This is a genomic window from Aliivibrio friggae (genome assembly GCF_057368515.1).
Map to the genome: position 1 here is coordinate 2,026,342 of NZ_CM170648.1, position 22,726 is coordinate 2,049,067.

The following is a 22,726-nucleotide window of genomic DNA, read 5'->3' on the forward strand; positions in this document are numbered from 1 at the left end:
CCTTCAAAATATAACTAACTGAATGAAACTAATTAAGCTTCATAAACAAGTTATTACATTTTCTTAAAGATTAGTGAACCGTTAGTACCACCGAAGCCGAACGAATTACAAATAGCGTATTCCATGTTCGTTACTTTACGAGCAGTATGAGGAACTAGATCGATATCTAGGCCTTCTTCAGGATCATCAAGATTGATCGTTGGTGGAACAATTTGATCAACCAAAGACAGTGCTGTGATAATTGCTTCAACAGAACCGGCAGCACCTAATAAGTGACCTGTCATTGATTTTGTTGATGATACTAATACTTGCTTAGTACCCGCTTCACCAAGTGCACGTTTAATGCCCTTAACTTCAGCAACATCACCCGCAGGTGTTGAAGTACCATGAGCATTAACATAACCGATTTGTTCACCCGTTACGCCTGCATCACGCATTGCTGCTTCCATCGCTAGCGCACCACCAGAACCGTCTGGTGTTGGTGAAGTCATGTGATAAGCATCACCGCTCATACCAAAGCCAACTAGTTCACAGTAGATTTTTGCACCGCGAGCTTTTGCGTGTTCATATTCTTCAAGAACCATCATACCGGCACCATCACCTAGAACAAAACCATCACGGTTTTTATCCCAAGGACGTGAAGCACCTTGTGGGTTCTCATTGTTTGTTGATAGTGCTTTAGCTGCACCAAAACCGCCCATACCTAGCTCAGTAGATGCTTTTTCAGCACCACCCGCTAGCATTGCATCAGCGTCACCATAAGCGATCATACGTGCAGCATGACCAATATTATGAAGACCTGTAGTACAAGCCGTTGAAATTGCGATATTTGGACCACGTAGACCGCGCATAATCGACATATGACCAGCGATCATATTTACGATAGTTGAAGGCACGAAAAACGGACTGATCTTACGAGGGCCTTTTTCTTTAAATGCTTTGTAGCCAGCTTCGATTAAGCCAAGACCACCAATGCCTGAACCAATTGCAGCACCGATACGGTGAGCATTTTCTTCAGTAACTTTAAAACCCGAGTCATCTAATGCCTGGATGCCAGCAGCTACGCCGTATTGGATAAATAAATCCATTTTACGAGCGTCTTTCTTAGACATATACTCTTCAGCATTAAAGTCTTTAACTAGACCTGCAAAACGAGTAGTAAACTCAGTGGTATCAAAGTGTTCGATATTAACGATACCACTTTGGCCTGCTAGCAGCGCTTTCCAAGATGCTTCAACAGTGTTACCCACCGGTGTTAGCATACCCATGCCTGTAACAACTACACGACGTTTGGACACGATATATTTCTCCGGAATTAATTGATATTAGATAGGGATTGTAGCGTACTAAAAACTCAGGCGGTCAAGATGACCGCCTGGAAGGTATTTCTTTTATTACTGTGCGCTAGTTACGTAGTCGATAGCAGCTTGAACAGTAGTGATTTTCTCAGCTTCTTCATCTGGAATCTCAGTGTCAAACTCTTCTTCTAGAGCCATAACTAGTTCAACTGTATCTAGTGAATCTGCACCTAGGTCATCAACGAATGATGCTTCGTTTTTAACTTCAGCTTCACCAACACCTAGTTGCTCAATGATGATTTTCTTTACGCGTTCTTCAAGATTGCTCATTTTAATTTTCCTAATTACAGATTTCGCTGATTTGCGATACTTGCTGTATTTTATTCATTAATAAGAAAGTTGCAAGGCCAAGATTGCTGGTCAAACCACGAAAATCGTGATTTTTAGTGCAATTTTGACCCAAAATTGACTTAAGTCACCCTTAAGTCAATTTTATAAATTAAACCATGTACATGCCGCCATTCACATGCAAAGTTTCGCCTGTGATGTAAGCTGCTTCTGGAGATGCTAAAAAGACAACTGCAGCAGCAATTTCTTTAGGATCACCTAAACGACCAGCAGGTACAGATGATAGTGTTGCAGCTCGCTGCTCATCATTCAAGGCTTTTGTCATATCAGTTTCAATAAAACCTGGAGCAACTGTATTTACAGTTATGCCACGAGAAGCAACTTCACGAGCCATTGATTTAGTAAAACCGATAACACCAGCTTTCGCCGCTGCATAGTTTGTTTGTCCTGCATTACCCATAGTGCCAACTACTGAACCTACGTTGATAATACGACCATTGCGTTTTTTCATCATGCCACGAAGTACCGCTTTAGATAAGCGGAAAATAGACGTTAGGTTGGTATCAATGATATCCATCCATTCATCATCTTTCATACGCATAAGTAAGTTATCACGAGTAATACCTGCATTGTTTACAAGAATATCTAATGCACCAAACTCATCATTGATGGTTTTTAATACTTCGGCAACAGACTCTGCATCCGTTACGTTCAGAGCAAGACCTTTACCGTTCTCGCCTAGGTACTCACTGATTGCAGCAGCGCCATTTTCAGAAGTAGCTGTACCAATAACCGTTGCTCCGCGCGACACTAATTGCTCAGCAATTGCACGACCAATACCACGGCTAGCGCCAGTAACTAAGGCAATTTTGCCTTCTAAATTCATCATTTACTATTCCCTTTAATTACTTAGCAGCTTCAAGAGAAGCAGCATCATTTACTGCTGCTGCGCTAAGTGATTTAACGATTCGTTTAGTTAAACCAGTAAGAACTTTACCTGGACCAACTTCATATAAGGTTTCAACACCTTGTTCAGCCATTGTTTCAACAACTTCCGTCCAACGTACTGGGCAGTATAATTGACGAACAAGTGCATCTTTAATTTTTGCAGGATCAGTTTCAGCAATAACATCAACGTTATTAATAACTGGCAATGTTGGAGCAGAAAACTCAAGGCTCTCTAATGCTACCGCAAGCTTATCAGCCGCAGGTTTCATTAATGCACAATGCGATGGAACCGATACTGGTAAAGGAAGCGCACGTTTTGCACCCGCTTCTTTACATAATACACCAGCACGCTCAACAGCATCTTTATTACCAGCAATAACCACTTGGCCTGGTGAGTTAAAGTTTACAGGAGAAACAACTTCACCTTGTGCAGCTTCTTCACATGCTTTAGCAATCGAGTCGTTATCCAAACCAATAATGGCATACATTGCGCCAACACCAGCTGGAACGGCTTCTTGCATTAATTGACCACGAAGCTCAACTAATTTAATCGCATCTTTAAAGTCCACTACTCCTGCACATACAAGCGCAGAATATTCACCAAGACTATGACCAGCTAAAACAGATGGTTGTGCTAAACCTTGCTCTTGCCATACACGCCATAATGCAACAGAGGTTGCTAATAATGCTGGCTGAGTACGAAAAGTTTGGTTTAAATCTTCTGCTGGGCCATTTTGAACAAGTGACCACAAGTCATAACCTAACGCTTCAGATGCTTCTGAAAAAGTTTGCGTTACAACTTCGTGTTGCTCACCTAACTCAGCAAGCATGCCAACAGCTTGAGAGCCTTGACCTGGAAAAACGATAGCAAAATTGCTCATGAATATTATTTCCTTTAAATAAGCATATAAAGAAATTAGATCGCTACGATGATCTATTTCTCACTTAAAACTTAACGAGTGCAGAACCCCAAGTAAAACCACCACCAAATGCTTCAAGCAATAAAGTTTGGCCTCGTTGGATTCTGCCATCACGTACTGCTTCATCTAATGCCGTAGGCACCGTTGCTGCAGAAGTATTACCGTGACGATCGAGAGTAACAACAACTTGATCCATCGACATCGACAGTTTCTTCGCTGTTGCTTTAATAATTCGTAAATTTGCCTGATGAGGTACTAACCAGTCTAACTCTGATTTATCCATTTGGTTTTTATGAAGTGTTTCTTTCACCAAATTCGATAACTGAGTCACGGCAACTTTAAAGACTTCATTCCCAGCCATGTGTAGCCACTTATCTGCTTCTTCATTTTTACGAGAAGGAACAGGTAAAGAAAGTAATTCACCAAATTTACCATCAGCATGCAAATGCGTTGAGATAATACCTGGTTCTTCACTTTGACCAATAATCACAGCGCCAGCACCATCACCAAATAAGATAACAGTAGAGCGATCTTCTGGGTTACAGGTATGAGATACAGCATCAGATCCAATCACAAGCACATTTTTTGCCATGCCTGTCTTGATGTGCTGATCAGCCACACTCAATGCATAAACGAAACCAGAACAAGCTGCTGATAGATCAAACGCTGGACAGCCTTGGATTTCTAATAATCCTTGGACTTCACATGCAGCAGAAGGAAATGAGTACGTAGGTGTACTTGTTGCCAAGATAATCAGATCAATATCATGCTTATCTATTCCAGCCATTTCGATTGCATTTACAGAAGCCAAGTGCGCCATAGTAGCCACTGACTCATCTTTGCCAGCAATGCGACGTTCACTAATACCAGTACGAGCTAGGATCCACTCATCACTTGTATCGACCATTTTTTCTAAATCCGCGTTAGAGCGAATTTGTGCTGGTAAATAGCTACCAGTACCTAAAATTTTGCTATACATGAAGACTAATAATGCCTCTCGAGTAAAACTGCCTCCAAGCGATCACTAATACGATTAGGTATTTGACGCTTGACCTCATGAACCGCTTCCTTGATGGCATTGTTAAAGGCAGATATATCTGCACTTCCATGACTTTTTACAACAATGCCGCGCAATCCTATCAGACTTGCGCCGTTATACTGGTCGGGGTTCAACTCTTTTAAGCTAGAAATGACATCACCAAAGAGCCATTTCGCTAAAATTTGTTTAAATTTTGATGTTACTAGATGTGATTTTAGTTGATCTAGAAATAAATGCGCAACGCCTTCGCTTGTTTTCAAGCAAACATTACCAACAAACCCATCACACACTACTACATCAGCAATGCCTTGATAAAGCTTATCACCTTCAATATAGCCAATATATTGAATATCTTGGCATTGATGTAACATTTCAGAGCAACGTTTTATTTGATCATTACCTTTTATTTCTTCTTCACCAATATTCAATAGAGCGACTTTTGCCTTACGCCCTAATGATTGTTCTGCTAATTCAGCACCCATTACAGCAAATTGAAATAAGGTTTCAGCATCGCATGATACATTAGCGCCGAGATCTAGCATCCAAGTACGTTGGTTATTTTTCGTTGGTAATGGACTGATCAATGCAGGGCGTTCTACGCCAGGAAGAAGCTTTAAAGTAAAACGAGATAATCCCATTAATGCCCCAGTATTGCCTGCGCTAATACACGCTTGAGTATCTGAACTGGAAACTAAATCAAGGGCGACTCTCATTGAGCTACCACGACTATGTCGGAGAGCTTTTGAAGGCGGTGTGTTATTACCAATTACGCTGTCGCTATGGACAATTGATAATCTTGAGTTGGGGGTATAATTTAGGTGTGTTAATTGTGTAGAAATCGCATCACGATCTCCAACAATAGTTATTTTTAGCTCTGGGAATTGCGACAATGCCTGCACGGCGGCAGGCACTGTAACTTGGGGACCGAAATCCCCACCCATCGCATCAATTGCAATGGTTAGCTGCTGCAAAGCGTCAACCTTACTTGTTGATTACCTTGCGGCCACGGTAAAAACCGTCAGCTGTAACGTTGTGACGAAGGTGAGTTTCGCCACTAGTTGCGTCTACAGATAAAGCAGCTGTAGTTAGTGCATCATGTGAACGACGCATGCCACGCATTGAACGTGATTTTTTGCTCTTTTGTACGGCCATGGACCCTACTCCTCAATTACTGTTGTTTTAAAGATTTTAAAACATCAAACGGATTCGGTTTCTCTTCCTCTTCAGGAATTTCGCCAAATACCAAATTGTTAGATTTGACCTGACAATCTTTAATGTCATGCATAGCGACTTGCGGCAACGCTAGAATAAACTCGTCAGTTACCAACTCAACGAGATCAACTTCACCTACTTCATTTAAATCTACAAACTCATATTCCTCAGGAACTAGAGCTGCCTTTTCTTCGCTTAAAAAAGGCGTACACTTAAATGATACATTTAGGTGATGTTCAAAATTTTTATTACAGCGTTGACATTCCAACAATACATTGACGCTAGCTTTACCAGAGATAACGGCTAATCGTTGTTCGTCAACTTTAAATGACATCGTGACTTCAGCATCACTTTTCACATCTTCAGTAGATTCAGCCAAACGCTTTAAAATATCAGATTGGATGATTCCATCGTAATCTAATCTTCGTTGAGCGTTTTGGATTGCATCAACTGTTCGTGGTATTTTTACCTTTTGCATAGGGCGCGCATCTTATCTTTCTAAAGCCTTAGAGTCAAAGAAAAATGGCAAAAAATATGCTTTTTTTCTTCCCAGTTGCTATTTCAGCAGAGTTGCTAATAATAAACGAAAAGTTTAAGAAGAAGAACCCATTATGCAACCAAAACTCATTCTAGCTTCAACATCGCCTTTTCGACGCTCGATCTTAGAGAAGATCCAAGTCCCTTTTGATGCAATTTCACCCAATTGCGATGAGACACCGTTGGAAAATGAATCACCTAGAGATTTAGTCACTCGCTTAGCGGAGCAAAAAGCACTCTCTTGCGGCATTAAGGATCCTAACTACTTGATCATAGGATCCGACCAAGTCTGCGAGATTAATGATCGCATTGTAGGAAAGCCATTAACACGCGAAAAAGCCATTACTCAACTTCAGGAAGCCAGCGGGCAAATTATTACTTTCTATACGGGTTTATCGCTATTTAATAGCACGACAATGGTGAGTGAAACCCTTTGTGAAGAGTTTAAGGTTCATTTCCGCCAGTTAACAAAAAAACAAATTGAAAATTATGTGGATAAAGAAATGCCATTGTATTGTGCTGGTAGTTTTAAGTGTGAGGGACTTGGTATTGCCTTATTTGAAAAACTAGAAGGAAAAGATCCAAATACTTTAATTGGTCTTCCCTTGATAACACTGATAGATATGCTGGAACGTCAACAATTCCAAGTTTTATAAGCAATTTTTTGATCGAAAGATGTGAGTAAAAAAAAGCGATAAGTGCTAAATAACACTTATCGCTAGAATAATAAAAAGAGTAACCACACGTTACTTTTTAGAACGTAATCCTTTTAAAACTCTTTCTAGTCGATTTTCCATTGGAGCGCTAATATCCATTAACTCTTCCGTACTTGGGTGAGTAAATTTGATATTCGCTGCATGTAAGAACAATCGGTCTAGACCAAACTTACCTGAATAAGCATCAAATCGTCTATCTCCATAACGATCATCCCAACCAATTGGGTGACCAGTATATTGTGCATGTACACGAATTTGATGGGTACGCCCTGTAATTGGACTCGCCTGAATCAATGTTGCTTGCTCAAATTTCTCTAAAATCTTAAAGCGTGTTTCAGAAGGCTTACCATTAGGGTTCACTCGAACAATACTGTTCACTTCATTTTTAAGCAAAGGAGCATTGACCACTTTACAGGTACTTTTCCATTCGCCCATAACTAAAGCAAAATAATACTTTTGAACCGTCTTATTTCGGAACTGTTCTTGCAATCGACGTAATGCTGAACGCTTTTTAGCAATTAAAAGAATACCTGATGTATCTCTATCAATTCGGTGCACTAGTTCTAGAAAACGAGCCTCTGGACGTAACGCACGTAACGCTTCTATCGCCCCAAATTTTAAACCACTACCGCCGTGTACCGCAGTACCCGATGGCTTATTCAAAATAAGAAGATGATCATCTTCATAGATAATGCAGCTTTCAAGCTCAGAGACTTTTGCCAATTTAACATTCGGCAACTCAGGAGCTGTTGATTCAGGTAACTTCACAGGAGGAACTCGAACTATATCCCCCTCTTGAATTTTATACTCTGGTTTAATGCGTTTTTTATTTACACGAACTTCGCCTTTACGCACAATTCGGTAAATCATACTTTTTGGTACATTTTTTAAGCGGGCAAGAAGAAAATTATCGATTCGTTGCCCTGCAAAATCGTCATCGATCTCGACGAATTGCACTTTAGGTTTATCTTCATTCATTTGTGTATTCTACTGTCTTAATTCTAATTGATGAACCTTTTTTAGCTCACTTTCAAATATTGAAGATTGCTGAGGCTTGATCTGACTGTTATAGTGAGCATCTGAAATCAGCCCAGATGGCTATTTCTTCACCTTGGTGAGCATAAAAGCACCAACACGAACTAAAAATATACTGCTCGAATGCGGTGATGCAGCAATTGGCGTAAGACATCCGTACTGCTTTGAGTTTTTTTGCTTGATATGCCTCAACCATTTTTTATGTTTTAACGACCGCGAATTATTGCGGATCAGCACTATTTTATCGATAGTGTTGATGTGGATTGTGCCCTAGAGCATCCCTGAGTTCCAGCCGTGAGGCTGCACATGTAATCAGCCTTGGGATCTGGCACCATTTGAAATGGATGTGGACAAACAAGCTCGACAATTTGTAATGAGTATTCCCTAATGAAAAGAATGTTGATTAACGCAACCCAAAAGGAAGAGTTGCGCGTCGCATTAGTTGATGGCCAACGCCTTTTTGATCTAGATATCGAAAGCCCTGGTCACGAATCTAAGAAAGCTAATATTTATAAAGGCAAAATCACACGTATCGAACCAAGCTTGGAAGCAGCTTTTGTTGATTACGGCGCTGATCGCCACGGTTTCCTTCCCCTTAAGGAAATTGCAAAAGAATATTTCCCACAAGGTTACACTTATCAAGGCCGTCCAAATATCAAGGACGTATTGAAAGAAGGCCAAGAAGTTATTGTACAAGTTGAGAAAGAAGAGCGTGGCAATAAAGGCGCAGCTTTAACAACATTTATATCTCTTGCCGGTAGCTACCTTGTTCTTATGCCTAATAACCCTCGTGCTGGCGGAATTTCTCGTCGTATCGAAGGTGAAGAACGTACCCAATTAAAAGCAGCACTAAGTACATTAGAACTACCTCAAGGTATGGGTCTGATCGTACGTACTGCTGGTGTTGGTAAGTCTGCAGAAGAATTAGAATGGGATTTAAACGTACTCCTAAATCATTGGGAAGCGGTTAAACACGCCTCAGAATCTAATCAAGCTCCTTTCCTAATTCACCAAGAAAGTAACGTAATTGTTCGCGCAATTCGTGATTACTTACGTCGTGATATTGGCGAAATCTTGATTGATAGCCCAACAATTTTTGATCGTGCTCGTCAGCACATCCAACTTATTCGCCCTGATTTCTTATCTCGCGTTAAGTTGTATGAAGGCGAAGTACCGCTATTTAGCCACTACCAAATTGAAAGCCAGATTGAATCTGCTTTTGAACGTGAAGTGCGCTTACCTTCTGGCGGCTCAATTGTTATTGACCCAACAGAAGCACTGACTTCTATTGATATCAACTCAGCTCGTGCAACTAAAGGCGGCGATATCGAAGAAACAGCATTAAATACTAACCTAGAAGCAGCAGATGAAATTGCTCGTCAATTACGTTTACGTGATCTAGGTGGCCTAGTTGTTATCGACTTCATTGATATGACGCCTGTTCGTCACCAACGTGAAGTAGAAAACCGTATGCGTGAAGCTGTTCGTATGGACCGCGCTCGTGTTCAAATTGGTCGTATTTCTCGCTTTGGTTTATTAGAAATGTCTCGCCAACGCTTAAGCCCGTCTTTAGCTGAAGCAAGCCATCACATTTGTCCTCGTTGTACGGGTACTGGTGTGGTTCGTGATAATGAATCTCTAGCACTGTCTGTTTTACGTCTTATTGAAGAAGAATCTCTAAAAGACAATACAACTCAAGTTCTTGCTGTTGTTCCTGTCTCTATTGCTTCTTACCTGCTCAATGAAAAACGTCGTTCAGTTCAGCACATTGAAAAATTCCATAACGTTCGCGTTATCATTGTTCCTAACTCAGACATGGAAACACCTCACTTTGAAGTGGTTCGTATCCGTGAAGGTGAAGAACAAGAAATGCTTTCTTACCTTCTGCCTAAGAAGCTAGATTCATTACGTGAAGCGGATGCAAAAGAAGCACCGGTTGCTAATACTGCACCAAGAAAACGTGAAGAACCTGTTCTTCAAGGTTTTAGTGCTCCTACTCAAGCTGCCCCAATGGCAAAAGCTCCAGAAGCAAAAGTAGCAGAAACTAAAGCTGTCGCTTCAACAGAAGAGAACCAGGCATTATTAGCCGTTTCTTCTCTGCAATTGCGAACTTCTTCTCAACACCAGAAACAGCGCCTGTTGCTGAAGCTGAGAAAAAAGTAGAAGAAGAAAAACCAGCTCAACCTCAACGTCGTAACCAAAATCGTAATAACGATCGTCGTCGAAATGAGAATGGTCGCAATAATCGTAATCGCCGTAACGGTAATGAACCTCGCAATACCAACGAAAATCGTAACGATAATCGTCGTGGTAAAAAAGTTGAAGACACGCCAGTTGCTACTGCTAAACCAGTAAAACCAGCTGATAATAAGCCAGCTAAACAGCCTAAAGTTCGCAAAGAAATTGTAGAGCAAGGCACTCAATTGGCAGCGGATGCACAACAAGCACCAGTTCAAACACCAGAAAAACCTGTAGAAAAACGCGAGAAAACGGTTCAAGTGAAACAACGCCGTCAACGTCGCCAATTACAGAAAAAGGTACGTACTGGTCAATCTGTTGAAGTTGAAACTAAAGTAGAAGCTGAAGTAGTAACAGCAGTTGAAACTCAAGTTCAACCAGCAGCTCCTGTTGAAGCAAATACCGAGCGTAAAGAAGGTCAACGTCGTAACCGTCGTTCTCCACGTCATTTACGTGCAAGTGGTCAGCGTCGTCGTCGTCGTGATCGTCGTCCTTTCAACCCTTCTCGCTTATTTGCTGGTGTTGCATCACCAGAACTATCGATGGGTAAAGTTTGTCCTGATTACACTCGAATTTTAGAGCAGAAAAAAGCCAAGCTGCAACAAGAGAAATTCGTTGATAACGAAACTCAAAATGCACAGGATAAAGCAAAGCAATCGACACCAGCGAAAGCAAATGTCGGCGGTGTCGCTTTCCCTGAAATGGCAATGGGTAAAGTACTACTTCCTTACATTGCAGCGCCTATTGTAGAAGCTGTAGTTGTAGAAGCGGTCGTTACTGAAACTGTAATTACTGAAACACCAGTAATTGAAACTCCAACAATCAATGAAGCACCTGCGAAAGTAGAAGCACCTATTGTTGAACAAAAAGTTGAAGTTAAAGAAGAAGTAATTACTCCGGCTGTTATCGCAGTTGAAGAAACGCCAACTCCTGCTGTTAATGTTGTTGCTACAAAGCCTCAATATAAAGGTCAAGCATCTTCTGGTATGACAAAAGCAAGCGGTCCAACAGAGATTAAAGAAATCACTGTAACTGCAGCGACATTCAGAACAGAACGCTTTGAACCAAAACAAGCGGGTAGCCAAACAGCCACCTCTCAAGCAAGTGCTGCAATGGCAAAAACTGCCGGTTTATAACTTTTTAGGCTAACGCCTTCTAATAGATAAACCTGAATTAAAGCAAGTTACGTTTCGGCGTAACTTGCTTTTTTTATATTGATAACCTGAATAAATATTGAACTTCATCACGCTTTTCTGTACGATCCGCGGCATAAATGACTGAAAAACAACCAAGAAGATATCTAAAAAACATGTTTGAATTCCCAAAATTTTCTAATCATTCAGTAAAGAATGATGTTCTATCAGGATTAACCGTTGCGTTAGCTCTTGTTCCAGAAGCCGTAGCTTTTGCCTTTGTTGCCGGTGTTGACCCAATGGTTGGCCTTTATGCTGCCTTTATCGTTGGTCTAATTACTTCTATCATTGGCGGACGTCCAGGCATGATCTCTGGTGCTACAGGCGCTATGGCTGTAGTTATGGTTAGTCTTGTTGCTATGCACGGCGTTCAATACCTTTTTGCTGCCATTTTACTCGCCGGTATTCTGCAAATTACTGCAGGCTTATTTAAACTAGGTAAGTTTATTCGTATCGTTCCACACCCTGTGATGATCGGATTTGTAAATGGCTTGGCTATTGTTATTTTCCTTGCTCAACTTGGTCAGTTTAAAGCTCCGGATGCGCTAGGTAATCTTGATTGGTTACAAGGTCCAGAAATGATGTTAATGCTTGGTCTTGTTGCATTAACAATGGCTATCATTCACTTTTTACCAAAACTAACAACGGCTGTTCCTTCTTCTTTAGTTGCTATCATCGTTGTAACTGGTTTAGTTCAAGGGTTAGATTTAGACACACGTACTGTTGTTGATTTCTTGCGTACAATGAGTGGTGATGAAGCTGCAACACTTGCGGGTTCACTGCCTACCTTCTCTGTACCTAACGTTCCTCTTTCTTTAGAAACGTTATACATCATCTTCCCATACGCATTAATTTTAGCGGCAATCGGTCTAATCGAATCATTACTAACCCTAACAGTAATTGATGAGATGACAGGTACTCGCGGTCAATCTAACCGTGAATGTGTTGGTCAAGGCGTTGCAAACGTAACTTGTTCTGTATTTGGTGCGATGGGCGGCTGTGCGATGATTGGTCAATCAATGATCAACGTAAACTCAGGTGGCCGTGGTCGTTTATCAGGTATTACTGCCGCACTTGCTCTACTTGGCTTCATTCTTTTCGCTTCTGGCTTAATTGAAATGATCCCATTAGCAGCATTAGTTGGTGTTATGTTCATGGTTGTTATTGGTACCTTTGAGTGGGCTACATTCAAACTGGCTCGTCGTGTACCAAAACAAGATTTCTTTGTAATTGTTTTAGTAACCGTGGTTACTGTACTAACCGACCTTGCTGTTGCTGTTGGTGTTGGTGTTGTCGCTTCTGCGCTAATGTTTGCATGGCAACACGCGAAACACATTTACTCAACAAATTCAGTTTCTGACGAAGGTTCTAAGGTTTATGAAATTAACGGCCCAATCTTCTTTGGTTCTGCTGCTAACTTCTTAGAGTTGTTTGATGTAGAAAATGATCCGCAAGACATCGTGATTGACTTTGCGGCATCACGAGTTGTCGATCACTCAGCAATTGAAGCGGTTGATACCATCGCTGAACGCTACTCTAAAGCTGGTAAAAAAGTACATCTGCGCCATTTAAGTCAAGATTGTCATGCGCTTCTAAACAAGGCTGGTAGCCTAGTGGAGATTAATGTGCAAGAAGACCCAATCTACAAAGTGGTTAGCCAATAGTTGCTCTTTCATTTTTATAATTGATTGATAATAAAAATCCCGATATGGTTCTCCTATCGGGATTTTTGTATTTATCACGCGACAAAAATTCAAACAGCTTCCCCCCTCTTATTTAATGGAATAAAAAATGACTGACCTAGAACAAAAAAACGAACGCTACAAACAACGTCAATCAAAGATCAAAGAAAATGTAGATAAGCGTGTAGAAGAAGCACAAACAGAAAAAGGTTTACTGATTGTTGTTACTGGCAATGGAAAAGGTAAAACAACATCAGGTTTTGGGACCGTAGCCAGAGCGGTTGGACATGGCTTAAATTGTGTTGTTGCTCAATTTATTAAAGGTACTTGGGATTGTGGCGAAAGAAACCTGCTAGAGGGTCATGGTGTCCCTTTCTATGTAATGAAAACAGGGTTTACTTGGAATACGCAGGATAAAACCGCTGATACAGAAGCCGCACAGCGTGTATGGCAAGATTGTAAGAAAAGCCTGTCTGATAAGTCAATCGATCTCGTTTTATTGGATGAGATGACTTACATGGTCACTTATGGCTATATTGACTTAGAAGAGCTTAAAACAGCTTTGATAAATCGCCCAAAAATGCAATCTGTAGTAATTACAGGACGAGCAGCCCATCGTGAATTAATTGAAATGGCTGATACGGTATCCGAAGTTCGAAATGTAAAACATGCTTTTGATTCGGGCGTTAAGGCCCTAAAAGGCATCGACTGGTAGATCAGCCCTCTATCCTTAATAACAAATAAAAATGGCCTGTATCAATCATGATCACAGGCCATTTTTTTAACTGTTATTATTACGGTAAATTAATTAAAAAGTCCTTTCAGCAGTTTATTTGCCGCTTCTTTTACTTTTTCATCTTTAATTTTATCACCATACTTCTCTTCAAGCTTTTCTATACCACGATCAATTTCTTTCTTGGCTTTTTGCTGCATAACATCATCAAACTCAAGCTTATATTTTGGCTTAGCCCATGGGCCAGTAATTCTAATTGGTATCGTTACGTCTTTTAGATCATCAATGTCTTTACCGCCCTGACCTTTCAGAGAGCCAACGATAGAGGTCTTAATTAGCATATTTGCCGTTTCATCAACGTAATCAGCCGAGCCTTCACCATGAATACGTAGTAATGGGGATACCATCTTAATATTTTTCGTCGTTGCATTGCCTTTTGATAAGTAAAAATCTGCTGTTAGTGCACTAAAGTCTGTTTTTTCAGCTTCTTCACTGCCTTGAACTTTTTCACCTTTGATTTTGGCGTAAGTTGTTCTAATCAGTAATGGGATATTAACGCCATTCACGGCACCATCTGCAAAATTAACGGATGCTTTCCCTTTAAGATTTTGTTTTAGAGCGCTTGGTTTTAAGCTCTTGCCTGAAATATTAAGTGCGATATTACCAGTACCTTCAACTAGACTTTCCCCCATAACATCAGTCAATAAAGGAGCAACCTGTACACCTTTAATTGATTGTTTAAAGGTATACGTTGGCGTGCTATTACGAGCATCCAACATTGCTGTCATATCAATGCCACCACTGTACAAGCTAGAGTGGAATTTTGTCAGTTTTAGCACCCCACGATTCACGGAAAATACAGAGGTTACATTTTGCATCTTGGCATTACTTGCCTTAAATTTATCAATAACTATCGAGCCTGCCACATCAAGTGTTTTTAATGCACTTAAATCAGGTTCCACTTCTTTTGCCTTACTCGCTGATACTTTTTTATTACTGTTTGTTGTCTTTTCAGTTGCTGTTGGTTCACTCTGAGGTAAGGTTGCTAATAACGCATCAACATCAACATTTGGACTCTGCAGTTCAAAACGTACCTTAGGAATATCGTTTAACTGCACGCTCATCTTGCCATTAAAATCAGTATCTACCGCTGACAGAGCCAATTTTTCAATTTTTAAATACGATTTATTTAAATCAAATGAGCTGTTAAAACCAATAACGGCGGTAACATCTTCATTTGGTATCCCTTTTCCTTTAACATTATTTGTACTTGAAAAGTCTTTAACTTGAACAACGTCTAATGCTTTTGGTACATACAATGCAAATGTAGAGTTTGAACTTACTTGAAGCTCATTAGCCTTACCCGCCGCCTTTAAACGAATGTTCGCCCACTCATCAAAAGAGAATTGATCAATGCTGAATGTGATATCTTTAAATTTATTTGATGCATCAGAATAAGAAGCAGTAAACTCTGTCTGCTTTAATGACGCCGCATCTAATGTAGCAGCAATATTTAAATCAGTCTTACCGTCTAACGCCACTTTTTGCTGACCTAGGTCTCCTTTTAAATTAAAGGATAACTTTGCCCACTCACCTGGACTGAACTGAGATAATGACAAATTCATATCACTAAAATACATTTTAGTGCCTGCTTTATCATCTTGAATAAGTACTTCCGCATTGGTTAATGCAATACCTTCTAGAGTCACCTTCCAGTCATTAAGCTGCGTGCTCGGTTTTGTATTTTCAGCGCTAACCGTTTCTTCTGCAGCTGTTTCTGTTGGTATTACTTCCGCGGTATCATCTGTTACTTTTTCTGGCCCAATGTTATCAAGGTTACTCACCCCATTTCTTAATGTATGCAACGTAAAAGAGGCACCATCTAGAGTCACTAATCCAATATTAATTTCATGCTGGAATAATGGACGTACATTAAGATCTAAAACCGCATTATTAAACTTCACAAGATCAGGAGTAGCAAAGCCATCTGGATTACTTAGAGCTACTTCACCAATAGAAAAGCCAATCGTTGGGAAAAAACGCCACTCGATATCGCCATCAATGGTTAACTGGCGGCCAGTCTGCGCTTCTACCTGCTCTTTTATTAGCGGTTTGAAGTCATTTGGATTCACAAGCAGCACTAGCACCAAAAATGCAACGATGACTGCGATAAACGGAATGCTAATTAATAAGGCTATTTTTTTCACGACCAAAATCCATCTATTGTATTTAAAGGGTTACAAGAGTGTTAATTATGCCATCAGTTAGACATAAAAAACATACGGTTATCTATAGTTATATACCTAAATATTTCAAAGTGACAGAAAGCAGACAAAAAAAAGACCAACAATGACGTTGGCCTCTTTTAAAATCACTATATTACGCTTTTAGTAAGCGTGAAATATGAGCTTTCAATACATCAATCGCAATTCGGTTTTTACCACCACGTGGAACAATGATATCTGCGTGTTGTTTTGATGGATCAATAAATTGCATGAACATTGGGCGTACTGTTTTCTGGTATTGCTGGAATACCGATTCCATTGTACGACCACGCTCTTCTACATCACGCTTAGCGCGGCGTAACAAACAAATATCTAATGGCGTATCCATAAACACACTTGCGTGCATTAAATTACGTAAACGCGGATCAGTTAAAAGTAGAATGCCTTCTAAGATGATCACTTTTTTAGGAGTCATCACATCGACTTCAGAAGTACGAGTATGCTCGGTATAGCTGTAGGTTGGAATATCAACCGCTTCACCACGCATAAGCTGCTCAAGATGCTCACAAAGTAATTCGTGATCAAGTGCGCTTGGGTGATCGTAATTTGTTTTGACTCTTTCTTCCATGGTCAGGTGGCTTTGGTCCTTGTAGTAACTGTCTTCAGTTATTACACCAATTTGATGATCGCCAACTTTTGCTCGTAGTTCGTTATAAATAGTCGAAGCGATCAAACTCTTACCTGAAGCTGATGCCCCTGCAATACCTACGATAATACAGTTTTGATTACTGTTCTCTGACATAAAAGATACCTAAAAGTGTGCGAGATGCGGTGATTAAAATAAAACCGCCTAATTATAGGGATTACGAACTACACTTTCCACCGATAATTACACTTAACTTAGACACTATAATGACTTGAACATTATTTGGTCAACAATGACCTCTCCTTGCCAATATAATCGGCTAGACACCTGCTCTGCTAACTCAATATAGAGCTGACTGTGAGCACTTTTCACATTTGAGGCCACACTTGGCGTCCCAGAATCCGTTTCACTTCGAATATCAATATGTAGAGGAAGCTTACCTAATAATGGGATCGCATAATGTTTCGCCATTGATTCAGCACCACCAGTCCCAAAGATCGCTTCTTCATGCCCACATTGAGAACAAATATGCACACTCATATTTTCGACCACACCAACCACTGGAATATCTACTTTAGTAAACATATTAACCCCTTTGATTGCATCCATTAATGCTAGGTCCTGTGGTGTTGTTACGATAACTGCTCCTGTCGTTGGGATCTGTTGTGACAAAGTAAGTTGAATATCACCGGTACCTGGTGGCATATCAATGATCAAATAATCCAAGTCAGGCCATAAGGTTTCATTCACTAACTGTGACAATGCTTTAGAGGCCATTGGGCCACGCCATACTGCCGCTTCTGCTTTATCAACTAAATAACCAATTGAATTACTATAGAGACCATGAGCTTCAACCGGCATCATGCGATTATTATCGACAATGTTTGGCTTTTTATCTTCAACACCCAACATAAGAGGCACAGATGGCCCATAAATATCAGCATCTAAGATCCCAACTCTCGCGCCTAGATGTTGGAGTGCTAATGCTAAATTAACAGCCGTCGTTGATTTACCCACACCACCTTTACCAGAACTTACTGCAATAATATTCTTAACGCCTTTCACTGCCGGTTTATTTATTTTTAAAGTAGCAGGTTTCATTACAATCACGACTGATAATGACGGTATCGCTAAGATTACTTTTTGTGATTCCACCCAAGAGAGTAATTCCTGCTTAATCGAGCCAGAAACAAAGGGTAATGTTACTGTAATCACGCCAGTTGCCGCGATTGAAACCATATTAGGGATCTCAGCCCAACCCTCACAAAGTTGTGGATGCGTAAATTCATTTAACCAATTTTTAATCTCTGCCATCGTTGTAAATGCCATCTTAGCAACTCCTCATCTATTTTTACCCATCCTATCACTAATTGAACCCTTGATCCTCTATGCTTTCTAGCTCGCTTCAGGTACTATTTATCTCTTAAAATTTTCACCCATCACATTAAGCGAAAGAGAAGATATGGCTACAGATCCGAGAAAAATTCTGGTTACATGTGCCCTACCGTATGCAAACGGTTCAATCCACCTAGGTCATATGCTTGAGCATATCCAAGCGGATATCTGGGTTCGTTACCAACGTTTACGCGGCAACGACGTTAACTTTATTTGTGCAGATGACGCTCACGGCACACCAATCATGCTTAAAGCTCAACAGATGGGTATTACTCCTGAAGAAATGATTGCAGCAGTTAGCGAAGAGCATCAAAAAGATTTCTCAGGCTTTGACATTAGCTTTGATAACTATCACAGCACACACAGTGATGAGAACCGTGAACTAGCCTCTCATATCTACTTAGAGCTAAAAAAGAACGGTTTTATTACTAGCCGCACTATCTCTCAGTTGTTTGATCCAGAAAAAGAGATGTTCTTACCTGACCGTTTTGTAAAAGGCACATGCCCAAAATGTAAGTCAGAAGAGCAATACGGTGACAACTGTGATAACTGTGGCGAAACGTACAGCCCTACTGATTTAATCAACCCTAAATCAGCCGTTTCAGGTGCTACACCTGTAATGAAAGATTCAGAGCATTTCTTCTTTGACTTACCTCAATTTGAAAGCATGCTAAAAGAATGGACTCGTTCTGGCTCTCTTCAAACTGAAACAGCAAACAAAATGCAAGAATGGTTTGAGTCTGGTTTGCAACAATGGGACATCTCTCGTGATGCACCTTATTTTGGTTTTGAAATCCCAGGCGAAACAAACAAGTTCTTCTACGTTTGGCTAGATGCCCCAATTGGCTACATGGGTTCATTTAAAAACCTGTGTGACAAGCGTGACGATCTAAACTTTGATGAATACTGGAAGAAAGACAGCACCACTGAACTTTACCACTTCATCGGTAAAGACATTGTTTACTTCCACAGCCTATTCTGGCCTGCAATGCTAGAAGGTTCAGGTTTCCGTAAGCCAAACAATGTATTTGTTCATGGTTACGTTACTGTGAATGGCGCAAAAATGTCTAAATCAAAAGGCACATTCATTAAAGCAGGAACTTACTTAAATCATCTAGATCCTGAGTGTTTACGTTATTACTACGCAGCTAAACTTAACAGCCGTATTGATGATCTTGATTTAAACCTTGAAGATTTCACTCAACGTGTAAACTCTGATGTCGTAAACAAGATTGTTAACCTAGCTTCTCGTAACGCTGGTTTCATTACTAAACGTTTTGATGGAAAACTTTCTGATAACTTTGTTGCTCCTGAGCTTTACAACGAATTCGTTGCTGCTGAAGGTCGCATTGCTGAGCTATACGAAACGCGTGAATTTAGTCGTGCTATTCGTGAGATTACCGCGCTTGCTGATAAAGCAAACCAGTACATTGACGAAAAAGCACCTTGGGTTCTTGCGAAAGAAGAAGGTAAAGAACAAGAACTACAAGAAGTCGCTTCTGTTGGTATTAACCTATTCCGCGTATTAATGGCTTACCTAAAACCTGTAATGCCAGAGCTTGCTGCACGTACTGAAGCTTTCTTAAATGAAACGCTGACGTGGGAAGGCATTGCACAACCACTAACGTCTCATGAGATCACTAAGTTCAAAGCATTATTTGCTCGTATTGATCCTAAGAAAGTAGAAGCAATGGTTGAAGCTTCAAAAGCAGATGCTGCAATTGAAATGGCAGCAAAAGAGAAAGCTGAGGCGGACAAAGAAAAAGCAAGCCAAACTGAACTAGACAAAGAACCAATCGCAGATGAGATTGAATTCGATGCGTTCGAAGCGGTTGATATGCGTATTGCTCGTATTATCTCTTGTGAAGAAGTTCCAAAGGCAAACAAACTGCTTAAATTCCAATTGGACATCGGCGGTGAAACTCGTCAAGTATTCTCTGGAATTAAATCAGCATACAAACCTGAAGAACTAGAGGGCAAGCTAACTGTTATGGTTGCTAACCTTAAACCTCGTAAGATGAAGTTTGGTATGTCTGAAGGCATGATCCTAGCTGCAGGCCCTGGTGGTAAAGATCTTTGGATCCTTGAACCACACGAAGGTGCTCAACCTGGTATGCGCGTAATGTAGTTCTTTTTCTAAAAGAAGCTTACAAACAAAAATAGAGACCAAATGGTCTCTATTTTTTTATCTATTTATCGGTGATTACAAATTCAGAATCTTTCACCTATCAGATTACACACTTATAAAACAGACGCTAAAGAAAGATTAATCTCATTTAATACTTGCGATGGATTCTCAGCTTGTGTAATTGGGCGACCAATCACTAAATAATCAGAACCTGAAGTAATAGCATCTACTGGCGTCATAATACGTTTTTGATCACCTACAGCAGAACCTGCTGGACGAATGCCAGGAGTCACTAATTTAAATTCTTTACCTAGGTCAGCTTTTAACATTGATGCTTCTTGTGCTGAACACACAACACCGTCTAAGCCACTATTCTTAGTCAATGCAGCAAGACGTTTCACTTGTTCTTGTGGTGCAATATCTAAACCAATGCCCGCTAAATCTTGTTGCTCCATACTTGTTAGTACTGTTACACCAATAAGTAATGGACGATCTTTACCATACGGTTCTAAAATCTCACGTGATGCGGTCATCATACGCTCACCGCCACTAGCATGAACGTTAACCATCCATACACCCATTTCAGCAGCCGCACGTACCGCTTTTGAACACGTATTCGGAATATCATGAAACTTTAAATCTAGAAAAACAGAAAAACCACGCTTATGAAGCTCTTTTACAAACTCAGGGCCAAATAAAGTAAACATCTCTTTACCTACTTTTAGTCGGCAAGAGCTAGGATCAATTTTATCAACAAATGCTAATGCGTCTGCTTGATTGTCATAATCCAATGCCACAATCACCTTTTGGTCTTTCATTTTCTCTCCTTGGGAAATTAATCTACTTACATTTTATTCAAAAAAAGAGGCACAAATTGCGCCTCTTAATTATTCACCATCTAAACCTTTAATAGGCTTAATAACGCCCCATCCTTTACAAGAAGGACATTGCCAAAATAATCGATGTGCAGAAAAACCACACTTGGCACAGCGATAGTTTGGCTTCATTTTTAACTGTTCCCCTACCAAGTTTTGTAAACTTGCTAGGCTTGCTTTTGCTCGACCATCTTCAGCTTCATCAACATGATAGCCCATCAGACGATAAAAGCCTTTCATTGTTGGGTTTTTAAGAAGCTGCTTAGTCATATAACCTTGTGCTAATGCCGTACCTTCATGCTTAGCTATTAAATTAGAAAGCATGAGTTCTGCACTTGCTCCAGCCCCTTTTGCAATCGCTTCTTTTAAGAAGTTAAGCAGTGAACCTTCTCTATCTAGATGTTCGTAACACTCAGCTAACAGCGGCAATGCTTCACTTATAAAGTCAATATCTTGATCTAGTACCGACTCTAACTGGCTTGCAGCGCCTTTGTAATTTTCTTCTTCTATGAGTAATTTAGCCATCATAATTGATGCACGTACACATTGATTATCAACTGATAATGCTTTTTTTAAATTCTGCTTGGCTTTGTTTAGGTTACTCTCTGCAAGTTCCTGCATTGCTAATTCGCAGTAGTAATGAGCAATATCAGGTTTTAGCTTTTTCTTACCCATTTTGACTAAACTGTTAGCAAAGGTAATGGCTTGTTCCCATTCACGAGTTTGTTGATGAATAGCGACAAGTTGCAATAAAGCCGCTTCTCTATGATCGGGTTCATCAATCAATTGCTCAAATATTTTTTCAGCTCGATCGAGAATACCAGCAACCATATAATCTTTGGCTAATTGCTGTAGAGCGATATTACGTTGGTCTAACGTTAGGTTTGGGCGAGCAATGAGGTTTTGGTGAATTTTAATGGCTCGATCAACCTCTCCTCGGCTCCTAAAAAGATTACCTAGCGCAAGGTGAGTATCAATCGTATCGCTATCAACTTGGAGTAGTTCGATGAAGTGATCTACCGCTTTATCTGATTGGTCAGAAAGCAATAGATTCAAACCCGCCACATATTGACGTGACAGGTGATTAGTATCTCTTTGACGTTGTTGTCTCGCACTCCTATTACCCATATACCAGCCGTATCCTGCTGCAATAGGTAATAATAGGAATAGCAACTCTAACATTCAGCTATTACCCTTTTGTTGAATCTAAACGTAATTTATCCAACTCAACCGTTTTCTTTTCAAGACGTTTACGTAAACGGCGTTGAGTCATACTTACTTTTAAATACATACTTCCGCAAATCAACCAACCTAGGCCAAAACCAGTAGCAAAGAAAATACCAAGCAAAGTAGATAATTGGAAATCACCTTGAGCTAACAAGTAATTAAAATTCACAACAATCTGATTCTGTGCTCCCACGGCTAATGAGATCAAAAATAAAATAATCAATAAAACAGCAACAACAATTTTCACTGGTATTTCCTCCAGTTAATGAATATCCAAAGTATCTTATTTTACAGATCTAAAGATACACCTAAACGCACTGAAAATGAACAT

Annotated in this window: 19 protein-coding genes and 1 pseudogene; 5 read left to right on the forward strand and 15 right to left on the reverse strand. The window is 40.2% G+C overall.

What is annotated here, in order from left to right:
* Window positions 1-53 precede the first annotated feature (53 nt).
* The 8 genes from fabF to yceD form a co-directional block, all read right to left on the reverse strand.
* Window positions 54-1,298, reverse strand: coding sequence for a beta-ketoacyl-ACP synthase II (gene fabF / locus AC2INI_RS09415; RefSeq protein WP_122033915.1), 1,245 nt, complete (start codon window positions 1,296-1,298; stop codon window positions 54-56).
* Between the two features lie 96 nt (window positions 1,299-1,394).
* Window positions 1,395-1,628 carry an acyl carrier protein gene (acpP, locus tag AC2INI_RS09420; protein ID WP_122033917.1) on the reverse strand — a complete coding sequence of 78 codons (234 nt, stop codon included), beginning with the start codon at window positions 1,626-1,628 and terminating at the stop codon, window positions 1,395-1,397.
* A gap of 169 nt (window positions 1,629-1,797) precedes the next feature.
* The gene (gene fabG / locus AC2INI_RS09425; protein WP_162922545.1) at window positions 1,798-2,532 is read right to left on the reverse strand and encodes a 3-oxoacyl-ACP reductase FabG; all 735 of its coding nucleotides are present in this window, start codon (window positions 2,530-2,532) and stop codon (window positions 1,798-1,800) included.
* Between the two features lie 19 nt (window positions 2,533-2,551).
* Complete coding sequence (gene fabD / locus AC2INI_RS09430; RefSeq protein ID WP_122033923.1) at window positions 2,552-3,475, reverse strand: ACP S-malonyltransferase; 924 nt, start codon at window positions 3,473-3,475, stop codon at window positions 2,552-2,554.
* Window positions 3,476-3,539: 64 nt separating this feature from the next.
* On the reverse strand, window positions 3,540-4,493 hold the full coding sequence (locus tag AC2INI_RS09435; protein ID WP_122033926.1) for a beta-ketoacyl-ACP synthase III: 954 nt from the start codon (window positions 4,491-4,493) through the stop codon (window positions 3,540-3,542).
* Window positions 4,494-4,498: 5 nt separating this feature from the next.
* Window positions 4,499-5,524: a phosphate acyltransferase PlsX gene (plsX, locus tag AC2INI_RS09440; RefSeq protein ID WP_486304696.1), complete on the reverse strand. Its 1,026-nt coding sequence runs from the start codon at window positions 5,522-5,524 to the stop codon at window positions 4,499-4,501.
* Between the two features lie 10 nt (window positions 5,525-5,534).
* A complete protein-coding gene (gene rpmF, locus AC2INI_RS09445; protein ID WP_122033932.1) occupies window positions 5,535-5,705 on the reverse strand; it encodes a 50S ribosomal protein L32 in 171 nt (56 codons plus the stop codon).
* Between the two features lie 16 nt (window positions 5,706-5,721).
* On the reverse strand, window positions 5,722-6,243 hold the full coding sequence (gene yceD / locus AC2INI_RS09450; RefSeq protein WP_122033934.1) for a 23S rRNA accumulation protein YceD: 522 nt from the start codon (window positions 6,241-6,243) through the stop codon (window positions 5,722-5,724).
* A gap of 133 nt (window positions 6,244-6,376) precedes the next feature.
* Here yceD and AC2INI_RS09455 point away from each other — a divergent pair, with 133 nt between their 5' ends.
* Complete coding sequence (locus AC2INI_RS09455) at window positions 6,377-6,958, forward strand: Maf family protein (RefSeq protein WP_486304697.1); 582 nt, start codon at window positions 6,377-6,379, stop codon at window positions 6,956-6,958.
* 90 nt (window positions 6,959-7,048) lie between these two features.
* Here AC2INI_RS09455 and rluC read toward each other — a convergent pair whose 3' ends face one another.
* Window positions 7,049-7,996, reverse strand: a complete 948-nt coding sequence (rluC, locus tag AC2INI_RS09460; protein WP_122033940.1) for a 23S rRNA pseudouridine(955/2504/2580) synthase RluC — start codon at window positions 7,994-7,996, stop codon at window positions 7,049-7,051.
* 444 nt (window positions 7,997-8,440) lie between these two features.
* Here rluC and rne point away from each other — a divergent pair.
* The 3 genes and pseudogenes from rne to cobO all read left to right on the forward strand — a co-directional run bounded on the left by rne (window position 8,441) and on the right by cobO (window position 13,881).
* Window positions 8,441-11,427 (forward strand): annotated as a pseudogene (gene rne / locus AC2INI_RS09465) (ribonuclease E).
* 173 nt (window positions 11,428-11,600) lie between these two features.
* The gene (locus AC2INI_RS09470) at window positions 11,601-13,148 is read left to right on the forward strand and encodes a SulP family inorganic anion transporter (protein ID WP_486305716.1); all 1,548 of its coding nucleotides are present in this window, start codon (window positions 11,601-11,603) and stop codon (window positions 13,146-13,148) included.
* Window positions 13,149-13,275: 127 nt separating this feature from the next.
* Entirely contained in the window at window positions 13,276-13,881 is a 606-nt protein-coding gene (gene cobO, locus AC2INI_RS09475) for a cob(I)yrinic acid a,c-diamide adenosyltransferase (RefSeq protein WP_486304699.1), read from the forward strand.
* A gap of 89 nt (window positions 13,882-13,970) precedes the next feature.
* Here cobO and AC2INI_RS09480 read toward each other — a convergent pair whose 3' ends face one another.
* The 3 genes from AC2INI_RS09480 to apbC form a co-directional block, all read right to left on the reverse strand.
* The gene (locus AC2INI_RS09480; protein WP_486304700.1) at window positions 13,971-16,106 is read right to left on the reverse strand and encodes an AsmA family protein; all 2,136 of its coding nucleotides are present in this window, start codon (window positions 16,104-16,106) and stop codon (window positions 13,971-13,973) included.
* Between the two features lie 172 nt (window positions 16,107-16,278).
* The gene (gene udk, locus AC2INI_RS09485) at window positions 16,279-16,926 is read right to left on the reverse strand and encodes a uridine kinase (RefSeq protein WP_122033954.1); all 648 of its coding nucleotides are present in this window, start codon (window positions 16,924-16,926) and stop codon (window positions 16,279-16,281) included.
* 105 nt (window positions 16,927-17,031) lie between these two features.
* Entirely contained in the window at window positions 17,032-18,099 is a 1,068-nt protein-coding gene (gene apbC, locus AC2INI_RS09490; protein WP_486304701.1) for an iron-sulfur cluster carrier protein ApbC, read from the reverse strand.
* Between the two features lie 133 nt (window positions 18,100-18,232).
* On the opposite strand from apbC, the gene metG reads away from it, so the two are divergent.
* Window positions 18,233-20,293, forward strand: a complete 2,061-nt coding sequence (metG, locus tag AC2INI_RS09495; protein WP_045102541.1) for a methionine--tRNA ligase — start codon at window positions 18,233-18,235, stop codon at window positions 20,291-20,293.
* Window positions 20,294-20,406: 113 nt separating this feature from the next.
* Here metG and pyrF read toward each other — a convergent pair whose 3' ends face one another.
* From pyrF to AC2INI_RS09510, 3 genes are all read right to left on the reverse strand, one after another.
* Window positions 20,407-21,111 carry an orotidine-5'-phosphate decarboxylase gene (pyrF, locus tag AC2INI_RS09500; RefSeq protein WP_122033959.1) on the reverse strand — a complete coding sequence of 235 codons (705 nt, stop codon included), beginning with the start codon at window positions 21,109-21,111 and terminating at the stop codon, window positions 20,407-20,409.
* A 69-nt stretch (window positions 21,112-21,180) separates the two neighbouring features.
* Window positions 21,181-22,350 (reverse strand): lipopolysaccharide assembly protein LapB, encoded by a 1,170-nt coding sequence (gene lapB / locus AC2INI_RS09505; RefSeq protein ID WP_486304702.1) that lies wholly within the window; start codon window positions 22,348-22,350, stop codon window positions 21,181-21,183.
* 7 nt (window positions 22,351-22,357) lie between these two features.
* Window positions 22,358-22,642 carry a LapA family protein gene (locus AC2INI_RS09510; protein ID WP_122033965.1) on the reverse strand — a complete coding sequence of 95 codons (285 nt, stop codon included), beginning with the start codon at window positions 22,640-22,642 and terminating at the stop codon, window positions 22,358-22,360.
* Between the last annotated feature and the right edge of the window lie 84 nt (window positions 22,643-22,726).

What these genes read in the sequence shown, in the direction of transcription:
- fabD (WP_122033923.1), bottom strand. Translation starts at nt 3,475, where the DNA reads ATGAGCAATTTTGCTATCGTTTTTCCAGGTCAAGGCTCTCAAGCTGTT.
- rluC (WP_122033940.1), bottom strand. Translation starts at nt 7,996, where the DNA reads ATGAATGAAGATAAACCTAAAGTGCAATTCGTCGAGATCGATGACGAT.
- lapB (WP_486304702.1), bottom strand. Translation starts at nt 22,350, where the DNA reads ATGTTAGAGTTGCTATTCCTATTATTACCTATTGCAGCAGGATACGGC.
- yceD (WP_122033934.1), bottom strand. Translation starts at nt 6,243, where the DNA reads ATGCAAAAGGTAAAAATACCACGAACAGTTGATGCAATCCAAAACGCT.
- rpmF (WP_122033932.1), bottom strand. Translation starts at nt 5,705, where the DNA reads ATGGCCGTACAAAAGAGCAAAAAATCACGTTCAATGCGTGGCATGCGT.
- AC2INI_RS09455 (WP_486304697.1), top strand. Translation starts at nt 6,377, where the DNA reads ATGCAACCAAAACTCATTCTAGCTTCAACATCGCCTTTTCGACGCTCG.
- fabG (WP_162922545.1), bottom strand. Translation starts at nt 2,532, where the DNA reads ATGAATTTAGAAGGCAAAATTGCCTTAGTTACTGGCGCTAGCCGTGGT.
- acpP (WP_122033917.1), bottom strand. Translation starts at nt 1,628, where the DNA reads ATGAGCAATCTTGAAGAACGCGTAAAGAAAATCATCATTGAGCAACTA.
- udk (WP_122033954.1), bottom strand. Translation starts at nt 16,926, where the DNA reads ATGTCAGAGAACAGTAATCAAAACTGTATTATCGTAGGTATTGCAGGG.
- pyrF (WP_122033959.1), bottom strand. Translation starts at nt 21,111, where the DNA reads ATGAAAGACCAAAAGGTGATTGTGGCATTGGATTATGACAATCAAGCA.
- AC2INI_RS09470 (WP_486305716.1), top strand. Translation starts at nt 11,601, where the DNA reads ATGTTTGAATTCCCAAAATTTTCTAATCATTCAGTAAAGAATGATGTT.
- apbC (WP_486304701.1), bottom strand. Translation starts at nt 18,099, where the DNA reads ATGGCATTTACAACGATGGCAGAGATTAAAAATTGGTTAAATGAATTT.
- metG (WP_045102541.1), top strand. Translation starts at nt 18,233, where the DNA reads ATGGCTACAGATCCGAGAAAAATTCTGGTTACATGTGCCCTACCGTAT.
- cobO (WP_486304699.1), top strand. Translation starts at nt 13,276, where the DNA reads ATGACTGACCTAGAACAAAAAAACGAACGCTACAAACAACGTCAATCA.
- AC2INI_RS09435 (WP_122033926.1), bottom strand. Translation starts at nt 4,493, where the DNA reads ATGTATAGCAAAATTTTAGGTACTGGTAGCTATTTACCAGCACAAATT.